We start from the raw sequence: 23,634 nt of genomic DNA, 5'->3' as shown, positions 1-23,634 counted from the left end.
ATGGCCGATGTGTCCGACTACCGAAGCTGGGTAAACGGTGACATGAGCGAATTGAAGTATCTCGAACTTCACGGAGACCGGATCGCGTACCGCGATGCCGGCGACGGTCCTGTCGTGTTGCTGGTACACGGGATGGCCGGCAGTTCCGAGACGTGGCATGCGATCATTCCGCAGCTGTCAAAGAATTACCGCGTCATCGCGCCGGACCTGCTCGGCCACGGCATGTCCGCGAAGCCGCGTGGCGACTACTCGCTCGGAGCTTTTGCCGTCTTTCTGCGCGACCTGCTCGACGAACTCGGGGTGGATCGGGCAACGGTAGTTGGGCAGTCGCTCGGCGGCGGGATCGCGATGCAGTTCGTCCACCAGCACCGGGAGCATTGCGAGCGGCTGGCCCTCATCGGCAGCGGTGGCCTCGGGCCCGACCTCAGCCCGTTGCTGCGCATCCTGTCTGCACCGGGCGCCGAGTTCCTATTGCCCGTCGTCGCACCGCAGCCGGTGCTGAACCTCGGGAACAAGCTGGGTTCGTGGCTGACCTCGGCCGGGATTCAGTCGCCGCGAGCCGGTGAGATGTGGCACGCTTACTCCTCGCTGTCCGATCCGCGCACCCGCCAAGCCTTTTTGCGGACGTTGCGCTCGGTGGTGGACTACCGCGGTCAGGCCGTCAGCGCTTTGAACAAGATCCATCTGGCAGCTGGGATACCCATCGTGCTGATCTGGGGCGACCAGGACCGGATCATTCCCGTGGCCCACGCCTACGCCGCCCATGATGCGCTGGAGGGCAGTCGTCTCGAAGTGCTCGCGGGAATCGGGCACTTTCCTCATGTGGAAGCTCCAACGGCTGTGGCGGACATCCTGGAAAACTTCATGGCGTCGACGACCCCGTCGACGATCCTGCAGAGGAACGCTGACAGTTCGGTACACCTGGGGATGTAGCGCCAAATCAGCGCGGAAGATCCCACTGGCCGTAGTCGGCGGCGAGGACGTCGTCGATGTCCACGTTGATCCCGCCCAGCAGCGGGCTCGGGTTGGACGGGCTGTTGACGACGGCCTGATACAGCACCGCCGCCGGTTCGCGTTCCCCGTTGGACCACGACCTGGTCTGCCATGCCCAGCGGTGGCCGGGGGTGGTCGAGTTGCCGATGACGCCGTCGCGGATCGCCCAACCGCACGCCCGGGCGTGCCCGTAGATGCCGGTGCGGCCCACACCCAACACCGAGTTGATGCCCCGAAACCATTGCACCGCAGGGCCATTCCAGGTGTTCTCGTCGATGTTGTCGTCGACGCTGAAGAAGATCGGGGCCGACGCCGTCCCGCCTGCCGCGTTGTGCAGTTGCAGGGCGGTGTGCGCATCGGCCACCCCGCCGTCGTACCCGCGGGTGTAATCCGACGGGTCGGGCCAGCCGGGTTTGCCGTACTGGAAGTTGCTGACGATCTGAAGCCCCGCCGCGCGCAGCGCGTCCGCGTACTCCCGCGTGATGGGCTTGGCTTCGAAGTTCGCGCCCGGTCGCGACGCCGACACATAGTTGACCACCCCGCCATAGCCCGCCGCCTTGATCTCGCCGGGCGCGATCCTCTTCTCGGCGAAATCGATCAGTTGCAGGTCGGCCGCCGACGCCCGCTGCTGCGCGAGCGGCGCGGCCAGGCCCAGCAGGGCCGGCGCGAACGCATACTTGAAGGCGTCGCGTCGCGAGATCGATCGCCATCCGTCGGGCACGGCGCGATGGTAACAAAGCGGGCTCATCCCGCGGGCCGGCACTCTCCGCCGATTTCGTGACGGTTTCGATTGGGCAAAGGTCGTGCAGCTTACCCGCGATGCGCGGGCCGATACCGCCTGTTTTTCCTTACTGTTGGCCACTATGGCTCGCCCGAACAATTGCGTGAAACGCTGGCGCACAGCGCTTCACGTGACCGTGCCGGCAATGCTGGTTGCCGCCCTGGGACTCGCCGGCTCCCCCGCCGCTCATGCGGCCGCGGCCGCGGCGACGTTGTCGGTGGAACACACGTGGCAGACCGGCTTCATCGCCAACTTCACCGTGACCAACGCGAGCGCCGCGCCGATGAGCGATTGGAAGATCGAGTTCGACTTGCCGGCCGGAGAAGGCATCTCCCACACCTGGAACAGCAGCTTCACCCAATATGGCACTCACTTCGTTATCACCCCGGCGAATTGGAACCGCGTCATTCCACCCCTTGGTTCAGCCACGGGCGGCATGAGGGGCGTGCTGAGCGGTACTTACTCGCCGCCGGTGAACTGCGTGCTCAACGGGCAATATCCCTGCAGCTAGCGGCGGCCGCTTCGCAAGCGCCGAAGCCTTGAGGGCAGACTGAACGCGGTGTCCCGCCCTCGATTGCATCAATTAGGTCGGCGAACTATAGTCTGGACACATGTCCAGTTTGCTGTCACGGAGCTCGGGAGTCCGTTGATCGCGACGGATTGGGGGCCGCCCGCCCGCCATTTTTCTTCGGCGGATAAGAGTTGAGTATGCGAATTGCCCTGCTGTCCTATCGCAGTAAGGACCATTGCGGCGGACAGGGCGTCTACGTGCGCCATCTCAGCCGCGGCCTGGTGGAGCTCGGCCACGACGTCGAGGTGTTCTCCGGCCAGCCCTACCCCGAGCTGCTCGATCCGCGGGTGCGGTTGACCAAGGTGCCCAGCCTGGATCTTTACCGTGAGCCCGACCCCTTCCGGGTGCCGCGGCCCAGCGAGATCCGCGACTCTATTGACCTGCTCGAGCTGCTGACCGTGTGGACGGCGGGCTTTCCCGAACCGCGAACGTTCACCATGCGGGTGGCCCGGCTGATGGCCGAGCGCGCGAACGACTTCGACCTGGTGCATGACAACCAGAGCCTGGGCACCGGGCTGCTGGCGATCGCCGACGCGGGGCTGCCGGTGGTGGCCACCGTGCACCATCCCATCACCCGCGACCGCGTGCTCGACGTCGCCGCCGCGCGCTGGTGGCGCAAGCCGCTGGTGCACCGCTGGTACGGGTTCTCCAAAATGCAGGAGCAGGTGGCCCGCCGGATCCCCGACCTGTTGACGGTCTCGTCGTCGTCGGCAGCCGACATCGTCGCCGACTTCGGCGTCTCCCCCGAGCAACTGCACGTCGTGCCGCTGGGGGTGAACACCGACCTGTTCCGGCCGGCATCCGGTCCCCGCCGACCCGGCCGCATCATCGCGATCGCCAGCGCCGACACCCCGCTGAAGGGCGTGCGGACCCTGTTGCACGCGGTCGCCAGGCTGCGCACCCGCCGAGACGTCGAATTGCGGCTCGTCGCCAAGGTCGAACCCAACGGTCCCACCCACAAACTCATCGCGGAGCTGGGGATCTCGGACATCGTCCACATCACCAGCGGGCTGTCCGACGAAGCGCTCGCCGCCCTGTTCGCGTCGGCCGAGGTCGCCTGCATTCCCTCTCTGTACGAAGGGTTTTCGCTGCCCGCGGTGGAAGCCATGGCGAGCGGGACGCCGATCGTGGCCAGCCGGGTGGGCGCGCTGCCCGAAGTCCTGGGGACCGACGGCGCCTGCGCCGAGCTCGTACCCCCGGCCGACGTCGACGCCCTGACCGGCGCGCTCGGCGAGCTGCTCGACTCGCCGGAAAAGCGCCGCACCATGGGTAAGGCCGGCAGGGAGCGCGCGATCAACGTGTTCAGCTGGGAAGCGGTGGCCGCCCAAACCGTGCAGGTCTACGAGCGGGCGATCGCGCGATGCTGACGATAGATTTCGACCGGCTCGGTCTCGGGCCGTCCGCCAAGGTGATCGACGTGGGATGCGGCGCCGGTCGGCACGCCTTCGAGGCCTATCGGCGCGGCGCCGACGTCGTCGCCTTCGACCGGGATCCGGACGAACTGCGGTCCGTCGACACGATCCTGAAGGCGATGGCCGAGACCGGCGAGGCGCCCGAGGGGGCCTCGGCGAAGGTCGTGCTCGGTGACGCGCTGAGCCTGCCGTACGCCGACGAGACGTTCGACTGCGTCATCGCCTCGGAGATCCTCGAGCACGTCCCGCAGGACGACGCGGCCATCGCCGAATTGGTCAGGGTCCTCAAAGTCGGTGGGACGCTTGCGGTCAGCGTCCCGCGCTGGCTTCCCGAGCGCATTTGCTGGCTGCTTTCCGACGAATACCATGCCAACGAGGGCGGGCATGTGCGCATCTACCGGGCCGACGAGTTGCGCGGCAAGATCGTGGGCGGCGGAATCGAATTGATCCACGCCCATCACGCGCACGCTCTGCACTCGCCGTTCTGGTGGCTGAAATGCGCAGTGGGTGTGTCGAATTCGGATCACCCAGCCGTGACCACCTATCACAAGCTTCTGGTGTGGGACCTGATGCGGCGGCCCAAGGTGACGCAGCTGGCCGAGTCGCTGCTCAACCCGCTCGTCGGAAAGAGCGTGGTCCTGTATTTCGCGAAGTACTACGCCGCGCCGCCTGCCGCGGAAAGCGAAGCTGCCCCGGGATATTCAGTTGCGTCGAGGTAGCGCGCCGGCGATTCCGGGTGTCCTGACCCCGGACCAATGCCGGCAGACCGCGAAGTCGGTAGCGGCCGACCAGGAACCGTCGGGAGCCATCCCCTGGTTCGCGGGTGGTCACACCGATCCGTGGGACCACGTGGAATGCGCGATGGCGCTCACCGCGGCCGGACTGCTGGAGCCGGCGCGGGCCGCGTTCGAATGGAGCCGCCGCACGCAGCGGCCCGACGGCTCCTGGCCCATCCAAATGCGCGACGGCACAATCGAAGACGCGAACAGCGACAGCAATTTCTGCGCATACATCGCCACCGGGGTGTGGCATCACGTGCTGATCACGGGCGACGGGTCGTTCGCCGCCGAGATGTGGCCGGTGGTGCACAAGGCGATCGACTTCGTCATCGATTTGCAGTTCGGCTACGGCGAAATCGCCTGGGCCCGAAGCGAAGCCGGGCCTGTCCCGGAAGCGTTGCTGACCGGGTGCGCCAGCGTGTTCCACAGCATCCGCTGCGCGTTGGCACTGGCCGTCCTGGTCGGGGACCCCCAGCCGGAATGGGAGCTCGCGCTGGGCCGCCTGGGCCACGCGATCGCGGTGCACCCGGAGGCGTTCACCGAGAAGGACCGCTACTCGATGGACTGGTACTACCCGATCCTGGGCGGTGCCCTGCGGGGCCCGGCGGCCGCCCAGCGGATCAGGCAGCGCTGGGACGACTTCGTGGTCGGCGGCCTCGGCATCCGCTGCGTCGACGATCGGCCCTGGGTGACGGGCGCCGAAACCTGCGAACTGGTGATGGCCCTCGACGCCATCGGCCACCGCTCCGCCGCGCACCGCCAATTCGCCGCGATGCAGCACCTGCGCGAAGAGGACGGGTCCTATTGGACCGGTCTGGTTTTCGCCGACGGCAAGCGATGGCCTGAGGAGCGCACCACCTGGACCGGCGCGGCGATGATCCTGGCCGCCGACGCGCTGTCGGACACCACCAAGGGCAGCGGGATCTTCCGCGGCGACGGGCTGCCCATGGGGCTGCAGACCGACTTCGACTGCGAATGCGTGGTTACCGGTCCCGGCCGGTGATTATCTCCTCACCCGCCCGACCGGCGATGCGTTCGAGGACCCGCAGCGACCCGGTGACCGAAACCTCCCGGAACTGACCGGAATCTATGGCGCGGCGATAGATGTAGTAGGGCGGGCGGCCGCCGTCGCGTGGGTCGGGGAACACGTCGTGGATGAGCAGCGCCCCGCCGGTTTCCACCCATTTCGCCCAGCCGTCGAAGTCCTCGTTCGCGGCCTTCTCGGAGTGGCCGCCATCTATGAACAAGAACGACAGCGGTGCCCGCCACCCGCGGGCCACCACCGGCGACTTGCCCACGACGGCGACGACGTGGTCGTCGAGCCCGGCGGCGTCCAGCGTGCGGCGGAACGTCGGCAGCGTGTCGAACAAACCCGTCACGTCGTCGACCAATGACGTGTCGTGGTACTCCCACCCGGGTTGGTGCTCCTCCGAGCCATGGTGATGGTCGACGGTGTAGAGCACGCTGTCGGTCTGTTGCGCCGCCGCGCCGAGCAACAGGGTGGATTTGCCACAGTAGGTGCCGACCTCGACGCCGACGCCGCCGTCGAGGTACCGCAGCGCGGCGTCGTAGAGGGCGCGTCCCTCGTCGGGCGGCATGAAGCCCTGCACCTGCTCGGCGAGCGCAAACAGGCGCTCGGGTGACTCGGCGTCGGCATGGCTCATGGGGTGAACCTATCCGACCGGAATTCGCCCTGCCCAAGCGGCGCGCTCGCTCTACGATCGTGCTGTGCGCCCTTTGCCTGTCCGCAGGTTGCTTGATATCGGTATGGCTGCCGTTGTCGCCGCGGCGGCGTTGACTGTGGCGCCCGCGGTGTTGCCGGCGGGGACGCCCCGGGCCGTCGCCGCGAGTTGTCCCCCGGTGCAGGTCGTCTTCGCCCGTGGACGGTTCGAGTCGCCCGGCACCGGCGCGCTCGGCAGCGCGTTCATCAGTGCGCTGCGATCCAAGGTTTCGAAGAACATCGGCGTGTATGCGGTGAAGTACGGCGCCGACACGGACGTCGACGTCGGTGCCAACGACATGAGCCATCACATCCAGGACATGGCCAACAACTGCCCGGACACCCGACTGGTGCTGGGGGGCTATTCGCTTGGTGCGGCCGTCACCGACGTGGTGCTCGCCGCGCCCATCGCCGCGTTCGGTTTCGACAGCCCGCTGCCGCCGGGCATTGACCAGCACGTTGCCGCGGTCGCGCTGTTCGGCAACGGAAGCCAGTGGGTGGGTCCGATCACGAACTTCAACCCGCTCTACAACGACAGGACCATCGAGTTGTGCCATGGTGCCGACCCCGTCTGCAACCCGGCCGACCCGAACACCTGGAAAGAGAACTGGCCGCAACATCTAGCCGGCGCGTACATCGATGGAGGCATGGCCAATCAGGCCGCCGATTTCGTCGCGGGCAAGCTCTGAGCTGGCGATTCAGGCTTCGTACGTGACCTGATACCAGTGGTGTACCGGCTTGTGGCTTTTGTCCGCCTGGCCGGTGTCCGTCGCGCTGACGACGTTGACGTCCGTCACGCCGGGATTGTGGGCCTCGATGTAGCGCTCCAACTCGTGCAGAAGCGCGCCGTGCGGCTGGGCGGGGTTCGCGAGCGCCTTCGTCCTGCGTGTCTGGGCCACGCGAAGAATTATGCCGCGGGTCGGGCCGTCGCGCATCCGATGCTATTGGATTGCATTGCAAGGGAATTCGGATTAATGGCCGAACCCTCGAAAGCGCAATTGGTCCCGCATTTCGCGGTTTAAGGGCGGCGGTTTTCAGGCCGGGGTGTCGGTGCTCGAGTACACCTTGAAGTTGCGGGTGACCTGGCCCCCCGCCGCGGCGGCGTGCCGTCGGGCAACGAAAGAGGGATGGCGGCGCATCGCGTCGTGGCGCTCCCGGTCCCGCCGGCGGGCCGCGGCCCATGCGGGATGGGATTGAAGGAAAATGACCGTCGCGCCGTCTGCGTCCGCCATGATTCCAACTCCTCCCGAGCAATCCGCAAAAGAATGAACAGTGTTTATAGGTTCGTAATTCAGGATGCCCTGCGGATCCTGAGACCAAACCACGCGCCAAGTTGAGAATTAGCCATGAATTTCGGCGTAATCCTGAACCCGCTGGCCTGGCGATCCACACGCTAACGGCGGCCACCGACAGATTTCTCGTTTCGACCTAGGACAGCCCCGGCTGCTAGGGTGCCTTGCTTATGCCGCAGATAGACCGCCGCCGCATGATGCTGACGACCGGGATCGGCGTGCTGGCAGCCGCGCTGCCGCTGCCCGAGGCCTGCGCCTTTCCGAGTCGACCAGACACACCCAGCGGCCAGAGCTACATCTTCCAGGACGAATTCGACGGGCCGGCCGGCTCGGCCCCCGACGCGTCCAAGTGGGCGGTGGCCAAGGCCCGCGAGACGATCAAGGACCCGACGTACTGGGAGTTGCCCGAGCACATCGGGCAGTACCGCGACGATCGCAAGAACGTGTTTCTGGACGGCAACTCCAACCTGGTGCTGCGCGCGGCCAAAGACGGGCCCACCTACTTCAGCGGCAAGGTCCAAAGCCTGTGGCGGGGCGGCGTCGGGCACACGTGGGAGGCCCGGATCAAGCTCAATTGCCTGACCGCCGGCGCCTGGCCCGCCTACTGGCTGGGTAACGACGATCAGGGTGAGATCGACGTGATGGAGTGGTACGGCAACGGCAACTGGCCCTCGGCCACCACGGTTCACGCCAAAGCGAACGGCGGCGAGTGGAAGACCCACAACATCGCGATGGACAGCGCCTGGCACACCTGGCGCACTCAGTGGGACGCGAACGGCATCCGCTTCTGGAAGGACTACTCCGACGGCGCCCAGCCGTACTTCGACGTACCGGCCAGCTCGCTACCGGACTGGCCGTTCAACAACCCCGGCTACGCCGTCTACCCGGTGTTCAACCTTGCGGTCGCCGGATCGGGCGGCGGCGACCCGGGGCCGGGAACCTACCCCGCGGACATGCTCGTCGACTGGATCCGCGTCTGGTAGCTCAGTGGGTAAGCAGGGCGACTGCTCCATACCCTGCTGCCGGGATGACGCGGGTCCGGCTGGGGCAACCAGGCGAGCGGGCGCATGAAGATCGGGAGCCGGCGGAACCGGCGGGCGGCGAGAAAGAGCGACTGCGACTGCGCGATGCGCCAGCCGAGGTCTTCGAAGAAGGCCAACCCGTTCTCCGGTGCGAACTTGAACGGCGCGTTTTGCCGCATGCCGGCCATCTTCCCGTTCATCATCTTCTTCAGGCCGGGACCGCCGAAGTCGAGCATCCACCAGGCCACCTCGGGCCGCTTGATCGCCGCCGAAAGCGCGACGACGTCGCTGGTGTCCAGATACACCAATAGGCCCTCGGTCAACACCAGGGCCTTGGTCGCGCCGTCGAGGGCGTCGTCGAGGAAGGCGTCGCGGGCCTGCGGGTCGGCCAGGTCGACGGCGACCCGGGTCAGCCGGCACCGTGGCGTCTGGTCGGCGAGCAGCTGGGTTTTTTCCTCGAGCAACTTCGGCAGGTCGGCCTCCACCCAGGTGAACTCCGGCGGCAGGTCGAGTCGGTAGGGCCGGGTGTCCAGGCCGGCGGCCAGGTTCAGCACCCGGTCGCAGCCGGCTGCGATCGCTTCGGCGATGGCGTCGTCGATGATCTTGGTGCGCGCGACGAGCCACCACCCGTTGCGTGTCGACCGCGGAACGTTGGCGACGATCGCGCGGCCGTGTTCACCTGCGAGGCGCTCGGCGAGCGGGTCGCTGAAAAGCGCGTCGGGGCGGGCCGATTCGGTGGCCCGGTGCAGCGCCGTCCAGCGGGCGGTGTCCGAGACATGGGTGATCGAGTGCGTGGGGCCTGACATACGTGCGTTATAGCAGTCGCCCCACCGCGCTACTGACCGGCCTTAGCCCCCGCAAACCACACCGCGGTCACCGCACGGGTCTGGGGCGGCGGAAAAACGCTGTCCGGCTCGCCGATTTCACCGACCTTGACCTTCCACACCGCCGATGAGCGGTCGATGCAGGCCCCGGCGCCCTGGCTGGGCTGCCACAGCACGGCGGAGTTGGCGCCGGTGCCGCAGCCATAGACGCCGACGTATCCGTCGGCGCGCCCACCCCAGGCGCCGCCGTTGCGGAGCAGGCAGCGGGTGCCGTCGTCGAGGGTCAGCGCGAGCGGGTCCGGGGTGGCGTTCGGCTGCACCGGCGGGAGCGGACCGTCATAGCTGACCCGGTGCAGGCGCTTGTCCCACGGATCGTCAACGCACAGCAGCGTTCCGGGCGTCGACGGCCAGCATGTGCCGGCACCGGCCGCAGTCGGCGAACAGTAGTAGACGTTGCCGGCCACCGCGGACGGCGACGACGTCGTGCAGTCGGTGACCGTGAAGACTTCGCTCTCCCCCGGCGCCTCCCGGTAACCGTTGATCGGTTGGCCGCCGGGGCCGACGGCCACGACCGTGATCTGCTGGGTGGGTGGCGGATCGGCGTTGGCGGCTACGGACGGCGTCAAACCTGCCACCACGACAGCGATAGGGATCAGGGCAACTCGCGACACCACGTTCACCGCGCAAACCTCCCGTCCGGCGGGCCCCCTTCGGTGAAGCGTAGTTGTCGCGGCGGCGGTCCAGTACGGTGCGCTTATGCCCGATCGAAATCGCCGTTTTCTGCTCCGCGAACGCCCCACCGGACGTATCGGCCCCGACACCTTCGAGTTGAGCGAGGAGGCCGTGCCCGAGCTCGCCGACGGCGAGGCGCTGGTGCGCGTCGACTGGATATCGCTCGACCCGACGAACCGGATGTGGATCAACGACACCCCGACCTACCTGCCGCCGGTGGGCATCGGCGAGGTCATGCGCGCGGGCGGCCTGGGCGAGGTCGTCGCGTCGAAGAGTGCGCGGTTCCCGGTCGGGCAGCGGGTGCAGGGGCTCCTCGGCTGGCAGGAGTATGCGGTGCTGTCGGATTCGGCGCTGGTGATGCCGGTCGACGTCGCCGAGGGCATTTCGCCGAGCGCCTACCTGGGCGCGCTGGGCACGACGGGGCTGACCGCGTGGGTCGGCATCCGGGACATCGGCAGGCCCAAGCAGGGTGAGACGGTCGTGGTGTCGGCCGCGGCGGGCGCGGTCGGGTCGATCGCCGGGCAGCTCGCCAAGGTCGACGGCGCGCGCGTCGTCGGCATCGCCGGCGGACCCGAGAAGTGCGCCCTGCTCACCGAGCAGCTCGGCTTCGACGCGGCGGTCGACCACCGCGCCGACGACTGGGCCGCCCAGCTCGTCGCGGCGACCCCCGACGGCATCGACGTCGACTTCGAAAACGTCGGCGGCGACATCATGGACGCCGTCTTCGCGCGCCTCAACATCGGTGCCCGCGTTGCGCTCTGCGGCCTGATCTCCGGCTACAACGCGGCCGATCCGCCGCCGGGGCCCCGCGCGTTCGGCAACCTGCTCGTCCAGCGCGCGACGCTGCAGGGCTTCATCGTCCTCGACCACCTGGGGCGCGCGGCGGAGGCGGCCACCGAGATCGCGGGCCTGATCGCCGGCGGCAAACTCACCCCGCTCGAGACGGTCGTCGAGGGCTTCGAGCAGCTGCCGACGGCAATCAACATGCTCTTCGACGGCAAGAACGTCGGCAAGCTCGTCGTGAAGCTGTCGCACTAGATGTTTCGCATGACGGTCCAGGACGTCTTCGTGATCCGCGGTCGCGGCGCGGTGGCCACCGGCCGCGTGGAGTATGGGGAGCTGCGCGTCGGCGACCAGGTGAAGATCAACGACGGTCCGACGGTCCGCGTGGACGCGATCGAGGCTTTTCGCAAGAAGGTCGACACCGCGACAACCGGTGACAACGTCGGATTGCTTTTCAAATCGCTTGACAAGAACGATCTTGCGGCCGGGGACGTAATCGCCTCGTCAGACGCCTTTTTGGCATAAGCCGGGCCAAATCACAACTGTCGCGGGCCGGCGCCCTCGCCTCTAATGTCTTCGCCATGACATCCGCCGCACCGCAACTGCGCCGGGGTCTCGCCAACCGTCACATCCAGTTGATCGCGATCGGCGGGGCGATCGGCACCGGGCTTTTCATGGGGAGCGGAAAGACGATTTCGCTGGCCGGCCCGGCGGTGCTGCTGGTGTACGCGATCATCGGCTTTTTCGTGTTCTTCGTGCTACGCGCGATGGGCGAACTGCTGCTGTCGAACCTGAACTACAAGTCGTTCGTCGATTTCGCCGCCGACCTATTGGGGCCCGCCGCGGGCTTTTTCGTCGGCTGGTCGTATTGGTTCGCCTGGATTGTCACGGGCATCGCCGAGATCGTTGCGATCGCCGGCTACGCGAGGTTCTGGTGGCCCGACGTGCCGTTGTGGCTGCCGCCGCTGGTGACCGGCTGCGTGATCCTGGTGTTGAACTTGTCCAGCGTGCGCAACTTCGGGGAGATGGAGTTCTGGTTCGCCCTGATCAAGGTCGCGGCGATCGGGTGCCTCATCGTCGTTGGCGTCGTGCTGGCGGCGACGGATTTTGTTTCGCCGCAAGGCAATCGGGCGACGGTCGAGAACTTGTGGAACGACGGCGGGTTCTTCGCGACGGGGTTCATGGGAGTGGTCGGCGGGTTTCAGATCGCGTTCTTCGCGTTCGTCGGGGTGGAACTCGTTGGCGCCGCGGCGGCCGAAACGGCGGATCCGCGCCGCACCCTTCCCCGCGCCATCAACGCGGTTCCCATTCGGGTGGCGATCTTCTACATCGGTGCGCTGCTGGCGATCCTCACCGTCGTCCCGTGGCGGCACTTCGCCGGCGGCCAGTCCCCGTTCGTGACGATGTTCGCGCTGGCGGGACTCGGCGCCGCGGCGTCGATCGTCAACTTCGTGGTGACCACGGCCGCCGCCTCGTCGGCCAACTCCGGCGTGTTCTCCACCGGTCGCATGCTGTTCGGCCTGGCCGACAACGGAAGCGCCCCGTCGCCCTTTCGGCGCCTGAACCGTCACGGCGTGCCGTCGGTGGCCCTCTTCCTCACCGCGGCGCTGCTGCTGACCTCCATCCCGCTGCTCTACATCGGCGGTTCGGTCATGGGCGCGTTCACGTTGGTGACCACGGTCGCGTCGCTGTTGTTCATGTTCGTGTGGGCGGTGATCGTCGCCAGCTACCTCGTCTACCGGCGCCGGCACCCGCGACGCCATGACGACTCGTCCTACAAGATGCCGGCCGGCGTGGCGATGTGCTGGGCCATCCTCGGCTTTTTCGCGTTCGTGATCTGGACGCTGTGCACCGAACGCGAGACCGCGATCGCCCTGGCGTGGTTTCCCCTCTGGTTCGTGGTGCTCGCCGCCGGGTGGCTGGTGGTGCGGCGCCGGCCCGGGCGCGCCGAGACGTATCGCCGGTTCCAGGCCGAGATGAACAAGACCGTCGGCGACACCGCCGAGCCCGCGCCCGCCGCGTGACACCGGCGGTTCTTGGGATCGGTAGCGAATCGCGGCCTCTGTACTTGTCGCAACGACGACGCCAACCCGGCGGCGCCACCTGAAAGGAAGTCAGAAATGAAGCTTGTTCCCGCCGCCCTCGAACAGCAGATCAACCGCGTCGACCGTCAGCGCAGCCTGTACATCGGGATCGGCAACGCGTTGGTTGCCCTCTGGTGCCTGTACCGCGTGTTCTGGGGGCTCTACCTCGCGATGACGTTCAATTGGGTCACCGGGGCGATGATTCCTCAGGTGCTGCTCTGGGGCGTGATCGGCGTCATCGCGGGGGTCGTCGCCTTCGGGTTCCTGACCCGCTACTTCAGGGAGTCGTGACTCGCGCACGCTGCGGTCGAAAAGTCCCGAACCCTAAGTGGGTTCGGGACTTTTCCCTTTGTGGGGCTCAGCGGATCTGCTGGATGCGGATCAGGTTCCCGGCGGGATCGCGCACCGCGCAGTCGCGCAGCCCGTACGGCTGTTCGGTTGGCTCCTGGACGATTTCGGCGTCGGCGGCCTGCAGCCGCTCGAACGCGCCGTCGAGGTCCTTGGTGGCCAGCATGAGCATGGCGTAGGTCCCCTTGGCCATCATCTCGGCGATGGTGCGTCGCTCGTCGTCGGTGATGCCCGGGTTGGCGGCCGGCGGGCTCAGCACGATGGACGTGTCGGGCTGGTTCGGCGGCCCGACCGTGATCCAGCGCATCTTGCCCTGCCCGACGTCGAGGCGAACCTCGAAGCCGAGGGTGTCCCGATAGAAGGCCAGCGAGGCCTCCGGGTCGTCGTGCGGAAGCATGCTCGAATGAATCGTGATGTCCATGGCGTCAGGTTAGGTTCGGCCGCGTCAGGGGCGCTTCTCGATTCCTGATCGGTCTGCTGACTTGCTTCGCGACGCACGGCGCTATCCCCGCCGTCGGGTCGGCCGCACGCCTGCGAAACACGCTGGGCGGCATGCCGACCAGCTCCGTGAAGCGGGTGCTGAAGGTGCCCAACGATGAGCAGCCGACCGCGAAGCAAACCTCGGTGACGCTGAGGTCGCCGCGGCGCAGCAGCGCCATCGCGCGCTCGATGCGCCTCGTCATCAGGTACGAGTACGGCGATTCGCCGTAAGCGCGCCGAAATTCGCGACTGAGGTGCCCGGCGGACATGTGCACCCCGCGCGCGAGCGCCTCGACGTCCAGTGGCTGCGCGTAGTCCCGGTCGATGCGGTCGCGGACGCGACGCAGCAGCGCGAGGTCGCGCAGCCGTTGCTCGGCGGAGCTACCGGTCACCCAGCCGATACTGCCACGCGGCCAGGCACTTACGGCGTCGTCGCCCGGTGCCACGCCAGCGGGTTGAGGCCGCGATACGGATCGGTTTCCCGCAGCCGCCGCAGGTCACGCAGGATGTTCTCCAGCGCCCGTTGCGTCTGGTCCTTGACGATGTCCACCCACTCCTGCTCCGTGACGCCCAGCGGCCTGCTGGTGTCGATCGGCGAACCGAACCGGAGATACATGCGCTGCGGCCGGGGAATCAGGGTTGGCCCGATCCCCCGCAGCAACGGCATCGCCATGTCCGCGCGCCCGTTCAGCCTGCGGCCCAGCGTCGCACTGAACCGTCCGTAGGCGCTGTCGCGCGTGGTCAGGCTGCGATAGACGTCGTCGCCGCCGACGAGACCGGCCGGCACGATCGGGTAGCCGTTCTCGATCGACAGTCGCGCGAACCCCGCGCGTCCCTGCCAGCGCAGCCGGTACTCCTCACCCTTGAACTTGGCGATCTCGCGGCCGCCCCCGGGAAACACGAGGATGGTCTCGTCGTTTCGCATCAGTTCGCGGGCGGTCTCCGGTGCGCCGACCACGGCGCCATACGCCGCGATCAGGTCGCCGGGCAGTCCCCGCATGCGCCCGAAACCCCGTTCGGCCAATGGTCGCACCCGGGCCCCGATGGTGCGCCGCACGGTATCGGAGATCAAGAAGACCTCGGAGCCGAACTGAGTGTGGTTGCCCACCAACAGGAATCGCCCATCCGCGGGCAGGCGTTCGACGCCGTCGACGTAGGGCCGGGAAAGGTCGATAACCGGGCGGAGCCGGTCGCTCACCTCGTCGAGGGCTCGACGCAATGTCTGCACCCGCGCGCTTGGCTTCGTGATCGCGGCCAGGTCGGTGTTGTCAGCCACGGTCGTCCGCTCGCGGGCGGGAGAATACGACGGTGAGTGACGGCGGGCCGAATCGCGTCGGGCTGGGCAGCAGCTCGATGTTCATCCGCGGGTCGGCGGCGCGGCCCAGGGCCTCCATCGCCGACGGGCTGTAGGCGCGCAGCGCGCTGATGAACCCGTCGTGCAGCCCGGGCTGAATCGACGACCACGGCATCAGCACCAGATTCAGGGGCAGCGCGAAAACGGGAAACAGCATGGTGGCCAGCGGGCTCCGCCGTTTGAGGTCGATGACGAGGAACCGCTTGGCCACGCGGGTGGCCTCGGCGATGGCGCGGGTCGCGACCGCCGGCGGGAGGTGGTGGAACGCCAGCGCGAAGACGACGAGGTCGTAGCTGCCGTCGGCGGCGTCGATCGCCGTCGCGTCAATCACCTGGGTGCGCGCCCGGGGGTGGTGCCCCAGCTCCCCCGCGGCGATGTTGGCCACCGAATGCGGGTTCACGTCGCTGACGGTGACGGTGGCGGTCGAGTGGAGCTTGAGAATCTGGGCCGAGAGCTTTCCGTGGCCGGCGCCGATTTCCAGGATGCGCGGGTTGGGGACGTCGGCGACGACGTCGAGTGCGGTGCGCGCGTACTTCTCGTGCTGCTTGGTCAGCGTGCCCATCCGGTCGAGCATCCTGATGACCTTCTGCTTGACCTCGTCGGCCACGTCGTCGCTGTCCAGGTACTCCAGCGCGTCGGTTTCGAATCGGCGATCCAGCCACGACGCGTCGGGCCCACCCCTCGGCATCGTCGCGATCGCCTGGTCCAGAGTGTCTGTCGTCACCATCACGGCTCTCCTTCTCGTTTCGTCAGCCCGTTCTTGAGCCACCATAACAAACGAACCAGTTCGTCTGCTTATGATGTTCCTGTGAGATCGAAGACAGAGCTCCGCGGCGAGATACTCGCCGCCGCCCGCGCGGAGTTCGCTCAGTACGGCTTGGCGGGGGCGCGCATCGACCGGATCGCGCGTGCCGCCAGCGCGAGCAAGGAACGGCTGTACGCGCATTTCGGCGACAAGGAGACCCTGTTTCGCGACGTGGTCGCCACCGACGGCGCGGAGTTTTTCCGGGCCGTGGAGCTGCGCCCCGACGCGGTGCCCGAGTTCGTCGGCGGCATCTTCGACCTGGCGCAGAGCCGGCCCGAGCACGATCGCATGATCACGTGGGCCCGGCTGGAAGGCTTCCCGCTGGACATCCCGGAATTCGACGAGGAGCACCCGCCCGAGCGGGCCATCGCCGCGCTGGCGCAGGCGCAGGCCGACGGCCATGTCGACCCGGCGTGGGACCCGCAGCAGCTGCTGGTTCTCCTCTTTGCGATCGCCCTGGCGTGGGCGCACTGGCCCGACCCTGCGGCGGCCACCACCAACAAGGCGGTTATCGCCAGCCGGCGCGCCGCTGCCGTCGAGGCGGCGGCCCGCATCGTCAAACCCCGTTGAGGGCCGCCGGGCCCCTAGCCGCCGAACGTGAACGGCGCGACGCGTTCTCGGCGTGTCGCGTCGTGAGTTTCACGCTCGAGGGGGTCCGTCCCAACGCAAAGCGCGTAGTGTCCCAGGCCATGGCCGATGAGATCCGTTTCGTCGAAGCCAACGGGCTGAGATTCGCCTACCTCGAGGACGGTTCAGGACCGCTCGTCCTGTTGCTGCACGGGTTCCCCGACACCTCGCACACCTGGGACGATCTGCGCCCGCGGCTGGCCGCGCAGGGCTATCGCGCGGTCAGCCCGTATATGCGCGGATACCATCCCAGCGCGATCCCCGCCCGCGACGCCGACCAAGAAACGTTGGCGCGCGATCCGCTCGCGCTGATCGAAGCGCTCGGCGCCCGCGAGGCCATCGTCGTCGGGCACGACTGGGGAGCCTCGGCCGCCTACGGCGCCGCCGCGCTCGGACCGGATCGCGTCAAAAAGCTGTTCGTCGTTGGCATTCCGCACCCGGCGGCGCTCAAGCCGACGCTGAAGAAACTGTGGGGCGTCCGCCACTTCGCGGCGTACAAGCTGCCCGGCGCACCGAAGCGCTTCGCGCGCAACGACTTTGCCGCCCTACCGGCGATTTGCCGGCGCTGGTCGCCGACCTGGAACCCGGATCCGCACGAGTTCGATGCCGTCCGCGCCAGCTTCGCAAACCCGGCGAGCCTGAACGCGGCGTTCGGCTACTACCGCAAGCTCTCCCCCGTCCCCAGCGCATCACTGAGGGCGAAGATCAGGGTCCCGACGGTTGTCTTCGCGGGGCTGGACGACCCGGTCGCCGAGCCGTCCGACTACCGCGGCGCCGCGCGCATGTTCGAGAACGAGTACGTCGTGGAGGAGGTCCCCGGTGGGCATTTCATGCACCGGGAACATCCCGGGACCTTCGCCGAACGGCTCTTGGCCCACCTGTGATCGCGAGGTCTAGGCGCTCACCAGCTCGGGGTGGAACTTCGCGGCCAGTCGGCGCATCCCGTCCTGCCAGTCGACCGTCGTGCCGCCGATGAGCTCGTGCATGCGGGTCAGGTCGGTGGGGTTGCCGCGCAGCGCATGCGCGTCCTCGGTGAAGACGGGCTCCTTGCCGACCAGCGAGCCGAGGTAGCCACACCACTCCTGGAGGCTGACGGTTTGGTCGCCGCACCAGTTGACCGTCGTCGCCGGGACCGACGCCACGTCGAGCAGCTTCGGTAGCGTCGCGATGATGTCGTCCTCGTGGATCGGGTTGTATTGCGCCGGTCCGCCGGGCGGGACCGGGATCGGGATGCCGGCCAGCATCATCTCCATGTGGTAGTACGGCCACCCGCCGTTGTTCCCGTAGGGGACGTTGAGGCGGGCGATGACGGTGGGCACGTCGAGGATGCGCGCCATCGACCGGGCGACGACCTCCCCCGCGACCTTGGAAATCGAGTACGTGGGGAACAGAAACTTGTGGTTGTCGCCCAGGGCGGACCGCTCGGTCCGCGGTTCGTCACCGGGCGGGTCGTACACGGCGGCCGACGAGCAGTGCAGGAAGGCCTTCGCCCCGCGGCAGTGCGCCATCAGCAGGCCGACCGACTCGGCGTTGGCGCCGAGGTCGGTGTCCCAGTCCCCGCTCTTGGCCACCGCCAGGTTGAGGACGTACTCGAAATCGGTTGGGAGACCGGTGAAGTCCCCGGCCGCCAGGTCGACCGTCTCGCACCGGACACCGGCCTTCTCGAGGCCTTCCCGCGCCGCGGGATTGGTGAAGCGGGCGACGCCCCACACCTCGTTGTCCGGCGCGAGCGCCAGGGCGATGGGGGTGGCCAGTTGACCGGTCGGGCCGGTGATCAGGATCTTGGATCCGCGCATGCGCTGATAGTAGGTGAGCGCCGCGGCGTGTAGACGATGATCGACTTTCGCGCATTGTGCTCACCCGCGCGGTAGGGTCCCTTCCATGGCCGCCAGGGGTCGCATCGACTTGCGACTCGCCACGCAGGTGTTGGTTCTGCAGCTCGTCGTCGTGACGCTGACACTGATCATCGCCTTCGTGTTGTTCGCCGTTTTCAACCGCGCGCGCCTGGACAGTCAATACCACGTCCACTCCACCGATATCGCCCGTGTGGTGGCCTCGTCCCCCACGGTGATCACCAACATCGCTCGTTACGACAACGGGCCGCTGACCCCGAGCCCGGAACTGGTCGCCGAACTTGCCACCGGTCCGATCCAGGGCGTTGCAACCCGGGTTCAACAGCGCACCCATGTGGCGTTCGTCGTCATCGCCAACGCAAGCGGCATCAGGGTCGCGGATCCGCAACGCGACAGGTTGGGTCTTCCTGTCCAGGCCGACATCGCACCATCGCTGGCCGGACATGAGATGACATCGCACGACAACACGGTTCTCGGGCGCGCGATCGTCGCGAAAGTCCCGGTGTTCGAGCCGGGTTCCAATCGGGTGCTGGGGGTGGTCATCGTCGGCCTCTCCACCAAGGCTTTCGATGAGCAGTTTTCGAAGAACCTGGTCGTGCTGGGCGCGATGGCCGGCGCCCTGCTGCTGATCTCGATCGCCGGCTCGGTGCTACTGGCCCGCCGGTGGCGAGGGCTGACCCTGGGTTTGCGGCCGGCCGAGATCACCGAGCTGGTGCGCAGCCAGGCGGCGGTGTTGCAGGGCATCGGTGAGGGTGTGCTCGCCACCGACACGTCCGGCAAGACGACCTTCGTCAACGACGAGGCGTGCCGGCTGCTCGAGATCGGCAATGAAACGGGCCGCCCCGTCGACGAGATCGGGTTGACCCCGCGCGTGCTCGACGTGTTGAACGCGTCCGATGCGACCCCCGCGTTGGCGACGGTCGGCGAGCGCATCGTCGTGGTTTCGGCTCGGCCCGTGTCGCGCGAAGGACGCCCGCTGGGAACGGTTTTGGTGGTGCGGGACCGAACCGACGTCGAGTCGCTGACCCGCCAGCTCGACGCCGTGCAGGTGATGAGCACGGTGCTGCGCGCCCAGCGCCACGAGTTCGCCAACCGCCTGCACCTACTGACCGGGCTGTTGCACGGCGGCCACGTCGAGGAGGGGCTGCAATATCTCGAAGAACTCCTCGGGTCGGGCCCGCTGGGATCCGCGCTGCCCGGCATCGACGCCATCCGCGATGCCTACCTGCAGGCGTTCCTGGCGGCCAAGGGCGCCGCCGCCCGCGAGGCCGGCGTGACGCTGACGATCGGTGAAAACACCTGGGTGTCCGGTCGGCTCGTGCTGCCGGTCGACGTCACCACCGTCGTCGGGAACCTGCTCGACAACGCCATCGACGCGGCTCGCACGAGCGACAATCCCACCAAACAGGTGGAAGTCGAACTGCTGCAAGAGGGTACAACGCTGCACATCACGGTGGCCGACAGCGGTGATGGCGTCGCGCCCGACTTCGTCGAGCACCTTTTCACCGAGGGAACCTCGACCAAGCCGGACTCCGGCATTCCGGGCGGCCGCGGCATCGGGCTGGCATTGTCGCGGCAGATCAGCCGCGCGCTCGGGGGTGAGCTGTGGCTGGCGAGTCCCGGCAATCCGGAGTTGGCGCTGCGCGGTGCGGAATTCATCGCCCGGCTTCCGGGCGTGATGGTTGAGGAGGCGCAATGGGCGACGCAGACCTGACGGTGCTCGTGGTCGACGACGACTTCCGCGTCGCCAACCTGCACGCCGAGGTGGTCAACACGCTGCCGGGCTTCACGGTGACCGCCACCGTGAACACGTTGGCGGCAGCGCGGGAGGCCCCGGCCGTCGACCTCGCCCTGGTCGACGTGTACCTGCCAGACGGTTCAGGAATCGACTTCGTCCGCGAATTGCACGGGGACAGCATGGTATTGACGGCGGCGACCGAGGCGGCCACCATCCGCGCCGCGATGTCGGCGGGCGCGCTGAGCTTCCTCGTCAAGCCGTTCGCCACGACCGAGCTGGCCGCGCGGTTGGCCGGCTACGCGCGCTACCGCAAGATCCTGGCGAGCCCCAACCTCAGCTCCACCGACGTGGACGCGGCACTCGATGCGCTGCGTCCCCGGGTCGCTCCCGCGGCACCGCCCACCCTCGCGGCTTCCTCCACCAAACAGCTTGTGCTGCAAGCCTTGCGCGCCTCGGAAAAACCCATGTCGGCCGCCGAGGTGTCCGCCGCGATCGGGATATCGCGGGCAACCGCCCAACGATATCTCGCGGGCCTGGCCACCACGGGCGACGTCTCCGTCGGGTTGCGGTACGGCACGACGGGACGGCCCGAGCAGGAATTCGCGGCAAAGGACAAGCGGCCCGCCCGCCCGCTGCGATGAGGCGTCTCGCCGAGACTGCGCTCAGCGCGCGATTTTTCCGACCGAACGCGATCTGTGCGCAGTCTCGGCGATGAACGGAGAGTCGGGCTCGGCTCAGTGAACCCCGTAGTCAACGGCGGCCGCCGCTGCCTCGGAAAGGCTTGTGGCGGTGGGCCCGCCGTGGCCCGGATAAACGACAGCAGCCTCTAGCCGGGTCATTTTGCGCAGCGACGCCAGCGCCTGCTCACCGTCGTGGGTGATGCCCCGGCAGATTGCGCAGGGACCGCGGTGGTGCCCGACGGCGTCGTGGGTCACCAGGGCGTCTCCGGTGAAGGCTCCCGTCCCGCCCGGGAGCAGGTAGACGCTGCTGCCGGGGGTGTGTCCCGGGGTGTGGAAGGCGTGCAGCCGGCCGGGGACGTCGAGTTCACCATCCGAGGTGATCGTGCTGACTTCGGCGACACCCTGGGTTTTCAGCGCGCCCATCCTCGCGAAGTGCAGTGGCGCCCGGATCGCCGAGGGATGACGCAGCAGGTACGGCAATACCGGGCGCTCCGATGGCGTGTACGTCCGGACCTCCCGGGGCCGGGCGGCAAGCGACGCGTCGGCGTGGTGGACCCAGATGCGCGCGCCGGTGACGCGCTGTATGCGGGCTGCCAACCCGAGGTGGTCAAAATGCGCGTGGGTCAAGACGATTGCGCTGATGTGCTCGATGCCGTAGCCGGCCGCGTTGAGGGTGGCGACGAAGTGCTGCCAATGCCTGGGTACCCCGGCGTCAACGAGTGTCACCCAGCCGCCCTCCGCGACGGCCCAGAAGTTGACGTGCCGGTCGCCGAGCCGATGAACGGTGACGGCGCCGGCGGTCACTCGACGGCCTCGCCGGTCTTCACCCAGACCTGTTCGGGCGCTACATCGCTGTCCTCCATCGAAGCCGCGTCGAACACGACCGTCGGCCCGAAGAGGCCGACGGGTGTCCATGCGCCGGCGATCGCGGCTCGGTCAGCTGCCAGGATGCGGATCGCGGTCTCTGTGACGATGGCAGCCGAAACCTCGTTGCCGTTGCCCATCCGGGCCTGTCGCCCGCGCTGACGCCCGTCCGGCCACCGCGCTTCGACGTACACATAGGAGTCGTCGCCGGCATCCGCGAGGTCCCCCGGGGCCGCGAAGAACCCTGTCACGTTGCGCGCGTTGGTCATTCGCTGAGCGACGACGACGTCGGCGGTTGGCGCGGGAAGGACCGGCCGGTTCCGGCCGCCCAAGTGAACCTCGGCCATGCCGGAACCGAACGGCGCCGTGCGCAACTCGCCGTCCTCCAGCCAGATCGCACCGCGGGCCATGGCGCCGGCGAACGTGGCCTGCAATCCCGGGCTGAGCACCTCGCCCGCCGGAGCGGTGATCAGCCGAACATCGGCGGGTGGTTGGCTCGCGCCGGCTATGATCTCGGCAAGCAGGGCTTCGGCCACCGTCGGGCCCATGCCGACCGCGGTCAGCATCGGGATGTGCCGTTGGCGCGCATGCGAATCGAGGGACAGTGACTGTTGGACGGCGTCGTGCTCATTCGCGATTTCCAGGTAGGGAACCGATTGCTCGAGGCAGGCCTGGCGTATCGGTTGCGCGTGCGTGCTGAACGGTCCGACGGTGTTGACGACGAGGGCGACGGAGTCCGGAAGTGTCCCCGGATCGAGGAGGTCGCCGGCCAACACCCGCGAACCCGCCAGCGCATCGGCCATCTCGTCGAGGCGGGTGCGGTCGCGGGCCGCCAGCGTCAGCGCCAGGCCGTGGTCGTGCAGGCGGCGCGCGATGTTGCGCCCGGAAACACCGGTCGCCCCCAGCAGGAGAACGTGGTCGGCGCTCATGCGGCCGCGCCGTTCGCGAGGTGGGTCCGCAGGAACGACGCCTGGCGACCGATCGCCGCTTCGAACTGTTCGCCGTAGGGCGCATGGTGAGTGCCGGGAACAAGGTGCAGCTGCTTGGGCTCGCGGGCGGTCTCGTAGGCGGCGAGCGCCAGGTCGGTCGGGCAGAGGGTGTCGTTGTCGGCGATGGTCATCAGCAGGGGCCGTGGGCTGATGTGCGGCAGCAACGCGTATGGCGTGAACTCGAGCAGCAGATCGATGCTGGCCAAGGTGATTTCGTTGCGAAAGTTCGGCTCGGCGGCCGCGTGGGCCGCGATGAAGTCGGCCGTCTCGGGATCGGGCAGGGCGACCTCGGGCCCCGGCCCGGAGATGGGGATCGTCCCGTAGTCCGCGCCGGCGTAGCGTGCCGTCCGGTCGGCGGTGATCTGCGCGAGCAACCCGGCCACGGCGGACTCGGGAATCATCCGCCGCAGCGTGGCATTCGGGTCGACCATGGGGATTTGCGACACCACCGCCTTCACCCGGGTGTCAACCGCGCCGACAACCATGACGAGGGCGCCCGCGAGGCTGGTTCCCCACAACCCGATTCGATCGGCGTCGATGCCCGGCTGGGCCGACAGGAAGGTGATGGCATCGCGGTAACCGCGCACTTGGGCCGCGGGATCGATGTGCTGTCGCGGCGTGCCGTCGCTGTCACCGAAGTGGGCATGGTCGTAAACCAGCGTGGCGATGCCTGCCTCGGCCAGGGCGGCCGATTGCGGCCGCAACCAATCCTTCAGGCCACCGAAGCCATGCGCCATCACCACCGCCGGTGCTTTGTCCGCTGTGTCGGGGCGCTCCAACCATCCCCGCAGCATCAATCCTTGACTGGCGAACTCAACGGTTTCGAGCATCAGACCCTCGATTCATGTTACGTCAATTAATGACATATCACTAATGATGCGTCATTGATACGCTGGGTCGGGA

The 23,634-nt window shown here is 67.8% G+C and carries 28 protein-coding genes and 1 pseudogene; 15 read left to right on the top strand and 14 right to left on the bottom strand.

From position 1 onward, the window contains the following. Window positions 1–42: 42 nt before the first annotated feature. Window positions 43–933: an alpha/beta fold hydrolase gene (locus A5706_RS29365; RefSeq protein WP_068139344.1), complete on the top strand. Its 891-nt coding sequence runs from the start codon at window positions 43–45 to the stop codon at window positions 931–933. A 7-nt stretch (window positions 934–940) separates the two neighbouring features. Here A5706_RS29365 and A5706_RS29360 read toward each other — a convergent pair whose 3' ends face one another. Further along, complete coding sequence (locus A5706_RS29360) at window positions 941–1,741, bottom strand: DUF1906 domain-containing protein (RefSeq protein WP_068139280.1); 801 nt, start codon at window positions 1,739–1,741, stop codon at window positions 941–943. 115 nt (window positions 1,742–1,856) lie between these two features. Here A5706_RS29360 and A5706_RS29355 point away from each other — a divergent pair, with 115 nt between their 5' ends. The 4 genes from A5706_RS29355 to A5706_RS29340 all read left to right on the top strand — a co-directional run bounded on the left by A5706_RS29355 (window position 1,857) and on the right by A5706_RS29340 (window position 5,539). Then, a complete protein-coding gene (locus A5706_RS29355) occupies window positions 1,857–2,285 on the top strand; it encodes a cellulose-binding domain-containing protein (protein ID WP_068139275.1) in 429 nt (142 codons plus the stop codon). Window positions 2,286–2,482: 197 nt separating this feature from the next. Continuing rightward, the gene (locus tag A5706_RS29350) at window positions 2,483–3,712 is read left to right on the top strand and encodes a glycosyltransferase family 4 protein (protein WP_068139272.1); all 1,230 of its coding nucleotides are present in this window, start codon (window positions 2,483–2,485) and stop codon (window positions 3,710–3,712) included. Beyond that, a complete protein-coding gene (locus A5706_RS29345) occupies window positions 3,706–4,476 on the top strand; it encodes a class I SAM-dependent methyltransferase (protein WP_068139271.1) in 771 nt (256 codons plus the stop codon). The genes A5706_RS29350 and A5706_RS29345 overlap by 7 nt, the downstream gene beginning before the upstream one ends. Beyond that, window positions 4,463–5,539 carry a prenyltransferase gene (locus A5706_RS29340; RefSeq protein WP_068139268.1) on the top strand — a complete coding sequence of 359 codons (1,077 nt, stop codon included), beginning with the start codon at window positions 4,463–4,465 and terminating at the stop codon, window positions 5,537–5,539. Before A5706_RS29345 ends, A5706_RS29340 begins: the two co-directional genes overlap by 14 nt. Here the strand turns inward: A5706_RS29340 and A5706_RS29335 are convergent. Further along, a complete protein-coding gene (locus tag A5706_RS29335) occupies window positions 5,520–6,200 on the bottom strand; it encodes a class I SAM-dependent methyltransferase (RefSeq protein ID WP_068139265.1) in 681 nt (226 codons plus the stop codon). The two genes, A5706_RS29340 and A5706_RS29335, sit on opposite strands and share 20 nt — an antisense overlap. A 103-nt stretch (window positions 6,201–6,303) precedes the next feature. On the opposite strand from A5706_RS29335, the gene A5706_RS29330 reads away from it, so the two are divergent. After that, window positions 6,304–6,945 carry a cutinase family protein gene (locus A5706_RS29330; RefSeq protein ID WP_082964721.1) on the top strand — a complete coding sequence of 214 codons (642 nt, stop codon included), beginning with the start codon at window positions 6,304–6,306 and terminating at the stop codon, window positions 6,943–6,945. Between the two features lie 9 nt (window positions 6,946–6,954). On the opposite strand, the gene A5706_RS29325 is transcribed toward A5706_RS29330, so the two are convergent. Next, entirely contained in the window at window positions 6,955–7,155 is a 201-nt protein-coding gene (locus tag A5706_RS29325) for a hypothetical protein (RefSeq protein WP_156767400.1), read from the bottom strand. Window positions 7,156–7,290: 135 nt separating this feature from the next. Next, the gene (locus A5706_RS29320) at window positions 7,291–7,488 is read right to left on the bottom strand and encodes a hypothetical protein (RefSeq protein ID WP_068139255.1); all 198 of its coding nucleotides are present in this window, start codon (window positions 7,486–7,488) and stop codon (window positions 7,291–7,293) included. A gap of 230 nt (window positions 7,489–7,718) precedes the next feature. Between A5706_RS29320 and A5706_RS29315 the strand changes: the two genes are divergently transcribed. Beyond that, window positions 7,719–8,531 (top strand): family 16 glycosylhydrolase, encoded by an 813-nt coding sequence (locus A5706_RS29315; RefSeq protein WP_068139252.1) that lies wholly within the window; start codon window positions 7,719–7,721, stop codon window positions 8,529–8,531. A gap of 1 nt (window position 8,532) precedes the next feature. Here the strand turns inward: A5706_RS29315 and A5706_RS29310 are convergent. Next, a pseudogene (locus A5706_RS29310) lies at window positions 8,533–9,376 on the bottom strand (class I SAM-dependent methyltransferase). 29 nt (window positions 9,377–9,405) lie between these two features. Next, a complete protein-coding gene (locus tag A5706_RS29305; RefSeq protein ID WP_068139248.1) occupies window positions 9,406–10,074 on the bottom strand; it encodes a hypothetical protein in 669 nt (222 codons plus the stop codon). A gap of 76 nt (window positions 10,075–10,150) precedes the next feature. Between A5706_RS29305 and A5706_RS29300 the strand changes: the two genes are divergently transcribed. The 4 genes from A5706_RS29300 (at window position 10,151) to A5706_RS29285 (ending at window position 13,284) form a co-directional block, all read left to right on the top strand. Beyond that, window positions 10,151–11,164 carry an NADP-dependent oxidoreductase gene (locus A5706_RS29300; protein ID WP_068139244.1) on the top strand — a complete coding sequence of 338 codons (1,014 nt, stop codon included), beginning with the start codon at window positions 10,151–10,153 and terminating at the stop codon, window positions 11,162–11,164. After that, window positions 11,165–11,434 (top strand): EF-Tu/IF-2/RF-3 family GTPase, encoded by a 270-nt coding sequence (locus A5706_RS29295; RefSeq protein ID WP_068139241.1) that lies wholly within the window; start codon window positions 11,165–11,167, stop codon window positions 11,432–11,434. It begins immediately after the preceding gene. Window positions 11,435–11,490: 56 nt separating this feature from the next. After that, window positions 11,491–12,933: an amino acid permease gene (locus tag A5706_RS29290; protein ID WP_068139239.1), complete on the top strand. Its 1,443-nt coding sequence runs from the start codon at window positions 11,491–11,493 to the stop codon at window positions 12,931–12,933. A gap of 96 nt (window positions 12,934–13,029) precedes the next feature. Further along, window positions 13,030–13,284, top strand: a complete 255-nt coding sequence (locus A5706_RS29285) for a hypothetical protein (RefSeq protein ID WP_068106171.1) — start codon at window positions 13,030–13,032, stop codon at window positions 13,282–13,284. Between the two features lie 67 nt (window positions 13,285–13,351). Here A5706_RS29285 and A5706_RS29280 read toward each other — a convergent pair whose 3' ends face one another. From A5706_RS29280 to A5706_RS29265, 4 genes are read right to left on the bottom strand one after another with little or no spacing between them, the layout of a single operon-like run. After that, window positions 13,352–13,762, bottom strand: a complete 411-nt coding sequence (locus tag A5706_RS29280; RefSeq protein ID WP_068110528.1) for a VOC family protein — start codon at window positions 13,760–13,762, stop codon at window positions 13,352–13,354. A 4-nt stretch (window positions 13,763–13,766) separates the two neighbouring features. After that, on the bottom strand, window positions 13,767–14,213 hold the full coding sequence (locus A5706_RS29275) for a helix-turn-helix transcriptional regulator (RefSeq protein ID WP_068139341.1): 447 nt from the start codon (window positions 14,211–14,213) through the stop codon (window positions 13,767–13,769). Between the two features lie 29 nt (window positions 14,214–14,242). Then, window positions 14,243–15,097 carry a lysophospholipid acyltransferase family protein gene (locus tag A5706_RS29270; protein WP_068139236.1) on the bottom strand — a complete coding sequence of 285 codons (855 nt, stop codon included), beginning with the start codon at window positions 15,095–15,097 and terminating at the stop codon, window positions 14,243–14,245. Beyond that, complete coding sequence (locus A5706_RS29265) at window positions 15,090–15,902, bottom strand: class I SAM-dependent methyltransferase (RefSeq protein ID WP_068139233.1); 813 nt, start codon at window positions 15,900–15,902, stop codon at window positions 15,090–15,092. Before A5706_RS29265 ends, A5706_RS29270 begins: the two co-directional genes overlap by 8 nt. Before the next feature lie 81 nt (window positions 15,903–15,983). Here A5706_RS29265 and A5706_RS29260 point away from each other — a divergent pair, with 81 nt between their 5' ends. Together A5706_RS29260 and A5706_RS29255 are read left to right on the top strand one after the other, a co-directional pair. Continuing rightward, complete coding sequence (locus A5706_RS29260) at window positions 15,984–16,550, top strand: TetR family transcriptional regulator (protein ID WP_068139230.1); 567 nt, start codon at window positions 15,984–15,986, stop codon at window positions 16,548–16,550. 119 nt (window positions 16,551–16,669) lie between these two features. Continuing rightward, window positions 16,670–17,491 (top strand): alpha/beta fold hydrolase, encoded by an 822-nt coding sequence (locus tag A5706_RS29255; RefSeq protein WP_068139229.1) that lies wholly within the window; start codon window positions 16,670–16,672, stop codon window positions 17,489–17,491. A 9-nt stretch (window positions 17,492–17,500) separates the two neighbouring features. Here A5706_RS29255 and A5706_RS29250 read toward each other — a convergent pair whose 3' ends face one another. Next, a complete protein-coding gene (locus A5706_RS29250) occupies window positions 17,501–18,403 on the bottom strand; it encodes an NAD(P)-dependent oxidoreductase (RefSeq protein WP_068139226.1) in 903 nt (300 codons plus the stop codon). A gap of 85 nt (window positions 18,404–18,488) precedes the next feature. Between A5706_RS29250 and A5706_RS29245 the strand changes: the two genes are divergently transcribed. Both A5706_RS29245 and A5706_RS29240 read left to right on the top strand, forming a co-directional pair. Beyond that, entirely contained in the window at window positions 18,489–20,174 is a 1,686-nt protein-coding gene (locus tag A5706_RS29245) for an ATP-binding protein (RefSeq protein ID WP_197518025.1), read from the top strand. Further along, the gene (locus tag A5706_RS29240; protein ID WP_068139222.1) at window positions 20,156–20,839 is read left to right on the top strand and encodes a response regulator; all 684 of its coding nucleotides are present in this window, start codon (window positions 20,156–20,158) and stop codon (window positions 20,837–20,839) included. The genes A5706_RS29245 and A5706_RS29240 overlap by 19 nt, the downstream gene beginning before the upstream one ends. 93 nt (window positions 20,840–20,932) lie before the next feature. Here A5706_RS29240 and A5706_RS29235 read toward each other — a convergent pair whose 3' ends face one another. The 3 genes from A5706_RS29235 to A5706_RS29225 are packed head-to-tail and all read right to left on the bottom strand — an operon-like array spanning window position 20,933 to window position 23,561. Further along, window positions 20,933–21,682, bottom strand: coding sequence for an MBL fold metallo-hydrolase (locus A5706_RS29235; RefSeq protein ID WP_068139219.1), 750 nt, complete (start codon window positions 21,680–21,682; stop codon window positions 20,933–20,935). Beyond that, window positions 21,679–22,671, bottom strand: coding sequence for a saccharopine dehydrogenase NADP-binding domain-containing protein (locus tag A5706_RS33345; RefSeq protein ID WP_068139216.1), 993 nt, complete (start codon window positions 22,669–22,671; stop codon window positions 21,679–21,681). Before A5706_RS33345 ends, A5706_RS29235 begins: the two co-directional genes overlap by 4 nt. Beyond that, window positions 22,668–23,561, bottom strand: coding sequence for an alpha/beta hydrolase (locus A5706_RS29225; protein WP_068139212.1), 894 nt, complete (start codon window positions 23,559–23,561; stop codon window positions 22,668–22,670). The genes A5706_RS33345 and A5706_RS29225 overlap by 4 nt, the downstream gene beginning before the upstream one ends. Between the last annotated feature and the right edge of the window lie 73 nt (window positions 23,562–23,634).

Source organism: Mycobacterium sp. E796 (assembly GCF_001672815.1).
Classification (GTDB): Bacteria; Actinomycetota; Actinomycetes; order Mycobacteriales; family Mycobacteriaceae; genus Mycobacterium.
Note: the sequence above shows the minus strand (reverse complement) of the source record. Positions and strands in the feature narration are given on the sequence as shown.

Excerpts from the sequence above, each read along its gene's own strand:
- A5706_RS29365 (WP_068139344.1), top strand. The coding sequence starts at position 43 with ATGAGCGAATTGAAGTATCTCGAACTTCACGGAGACCGGATCGCGTAC.
- A5706_RS29360 (WP_068139280.1), bottom strand. The coding sequence starts at position 1,741 with ATGAGCCCGCTTTGTTACCATCGCGCCGTGCCCGACGGATGGCGATCG.
- A5706_RS29355 (WP_068139275.1), top strand. The coding sequence starts at position 1,857 with ATGGCTCGCCCGAACAATTGCGTGAAACGCTGGCGCACAGCGCTTCAC.
- A5706_RS29350 (WP_068139272.1), top strand. The coding sequence starts at position 2,483 with ATGCGAATTGCCCTGCTGTCCTATCGCAGTAAGGACCATTGCGGCGGA.
- A5706_RS29345 (WP_068139271.1), top strand. The coding sequence starts at position 3,706 with ATGCTGACGATAGATTTCGACCGGCTCGGTCTCGGGCCGTCCGCCAAG.
- A5706_RS29335 (WP_068139265.1), bottom strand. The coding sequence starts at position 6,200 with ATGAGCCATGCCGACGCCGAGTCACCCGAGCGCCTGTTTGCGCTCGCC.
- A5706_RS29330 (WP_082964721.1), top strand. The coding sequence starts at position 6,304 with ATGGCTGCCGTTGTCGCCGCGGCGGCGTTGACTGTGGCGCCCGCGGTG.
- A5706_RS29320 (WP_068139255.1), bottom strand. The coding sequence starts at position 7,488 with ATGGCGGACGCAGACGGCGCGACGGTCATTTTCCTTCAATCCCATCCC.
- A5706_RS29315 (WP_068139252.1), top strand. The coding sequence starts at position 7,719 with ATGCCGCAGATAGACCGCCGCCGCATGATGCTGACGACCGGGATCGGC.
- A5706_RS29300 (WP_068139244.1), top strand. The coding sequence starts at position 10,151 with ATGCCCGATCGAAATCGCCGTTTTCTGCTCCGCGAACGCCCCACCGGA.
- A5706_RS29295 (WP_068139241.1), top strand. The coding sequence starts at position 11,165 with ATGTTTCGCATGACGGTCCAGGACGTCTTCGTGATCCGCGGTCGCGGC.
- A5706_RS29290 (WP_068139239.1), top strand. The coding sequence starts at position 11,491 with ATGACATCCGCCGCACCGCAACTGCGCCGGGGTCTCGCCAACCGTCAC.
- A5706_RS29285 (WP_068106171.1), top strand. The coding sequence starts at position 13,030 with ATGAAGCTTGTTCCCGCCGCCCTCGAACAGCAGATCAACCGCGTCGAC.
- A5706_RS29280 (WP_068110528.1), bottom strand. The coding sequence starts at position 13,762 with ATGGACATCACGATTCATTCGAGCATGCTTCCGCACGACGACCCGGAG.
- A5706_RS29265 (WP_068139233.1), bottom strand. The coding sequence starts at position 15,902 with ATGGTGACGACAGACACTCTGGACCAGGCGATCGCGACGATGCCGAGG.
- A5706_RS29255 (WP_068139229.1), top strand. The coding sequence starts at position 16,670 with ATGGCCGATGAGATCCGTTTCGTCGAAGCCAACGGGCTGAGATTCGCC.
- A5706_RS29250 (WP_068139226.1), bottom strand. The coding sequence starts at position 18,403 with ATGCGCGGATCCAAGATCCTGATCACCGGCCCGACCGGTCAACTGGCC.
- A5706_RS29245 (WP_197518025.1), top strand. The coding sequence starts at position 18,489 with ATGGCCGCCAGGGGTCGCATCGACTTGCGACTCGCCACGCAGGTGTTG.
- A5706_RS29240 (WP_068139222.1), top strand. The coding sequence starts at position 20,156 with ATGGGCGACGCAGACCTGACGGTGCTCGTGGTCGACGACGACTTCCGC.
- A5706_RS33345 (WP_068139216.1), bottom strand. The coding sequence starts at position 22,671 with ATGAGCGCCGACCACGTTCTCCTGCTGGGGGCGACCGGTGTTTCCGGG.
- A5706_RS29225 (WP_068139212.1), bottom strand. The coding sequence starts at position 23,561 with ATGCTCGAAACCGTTGAGTTCGCCAGTCAAGGATTGATGCTGCGGGGA.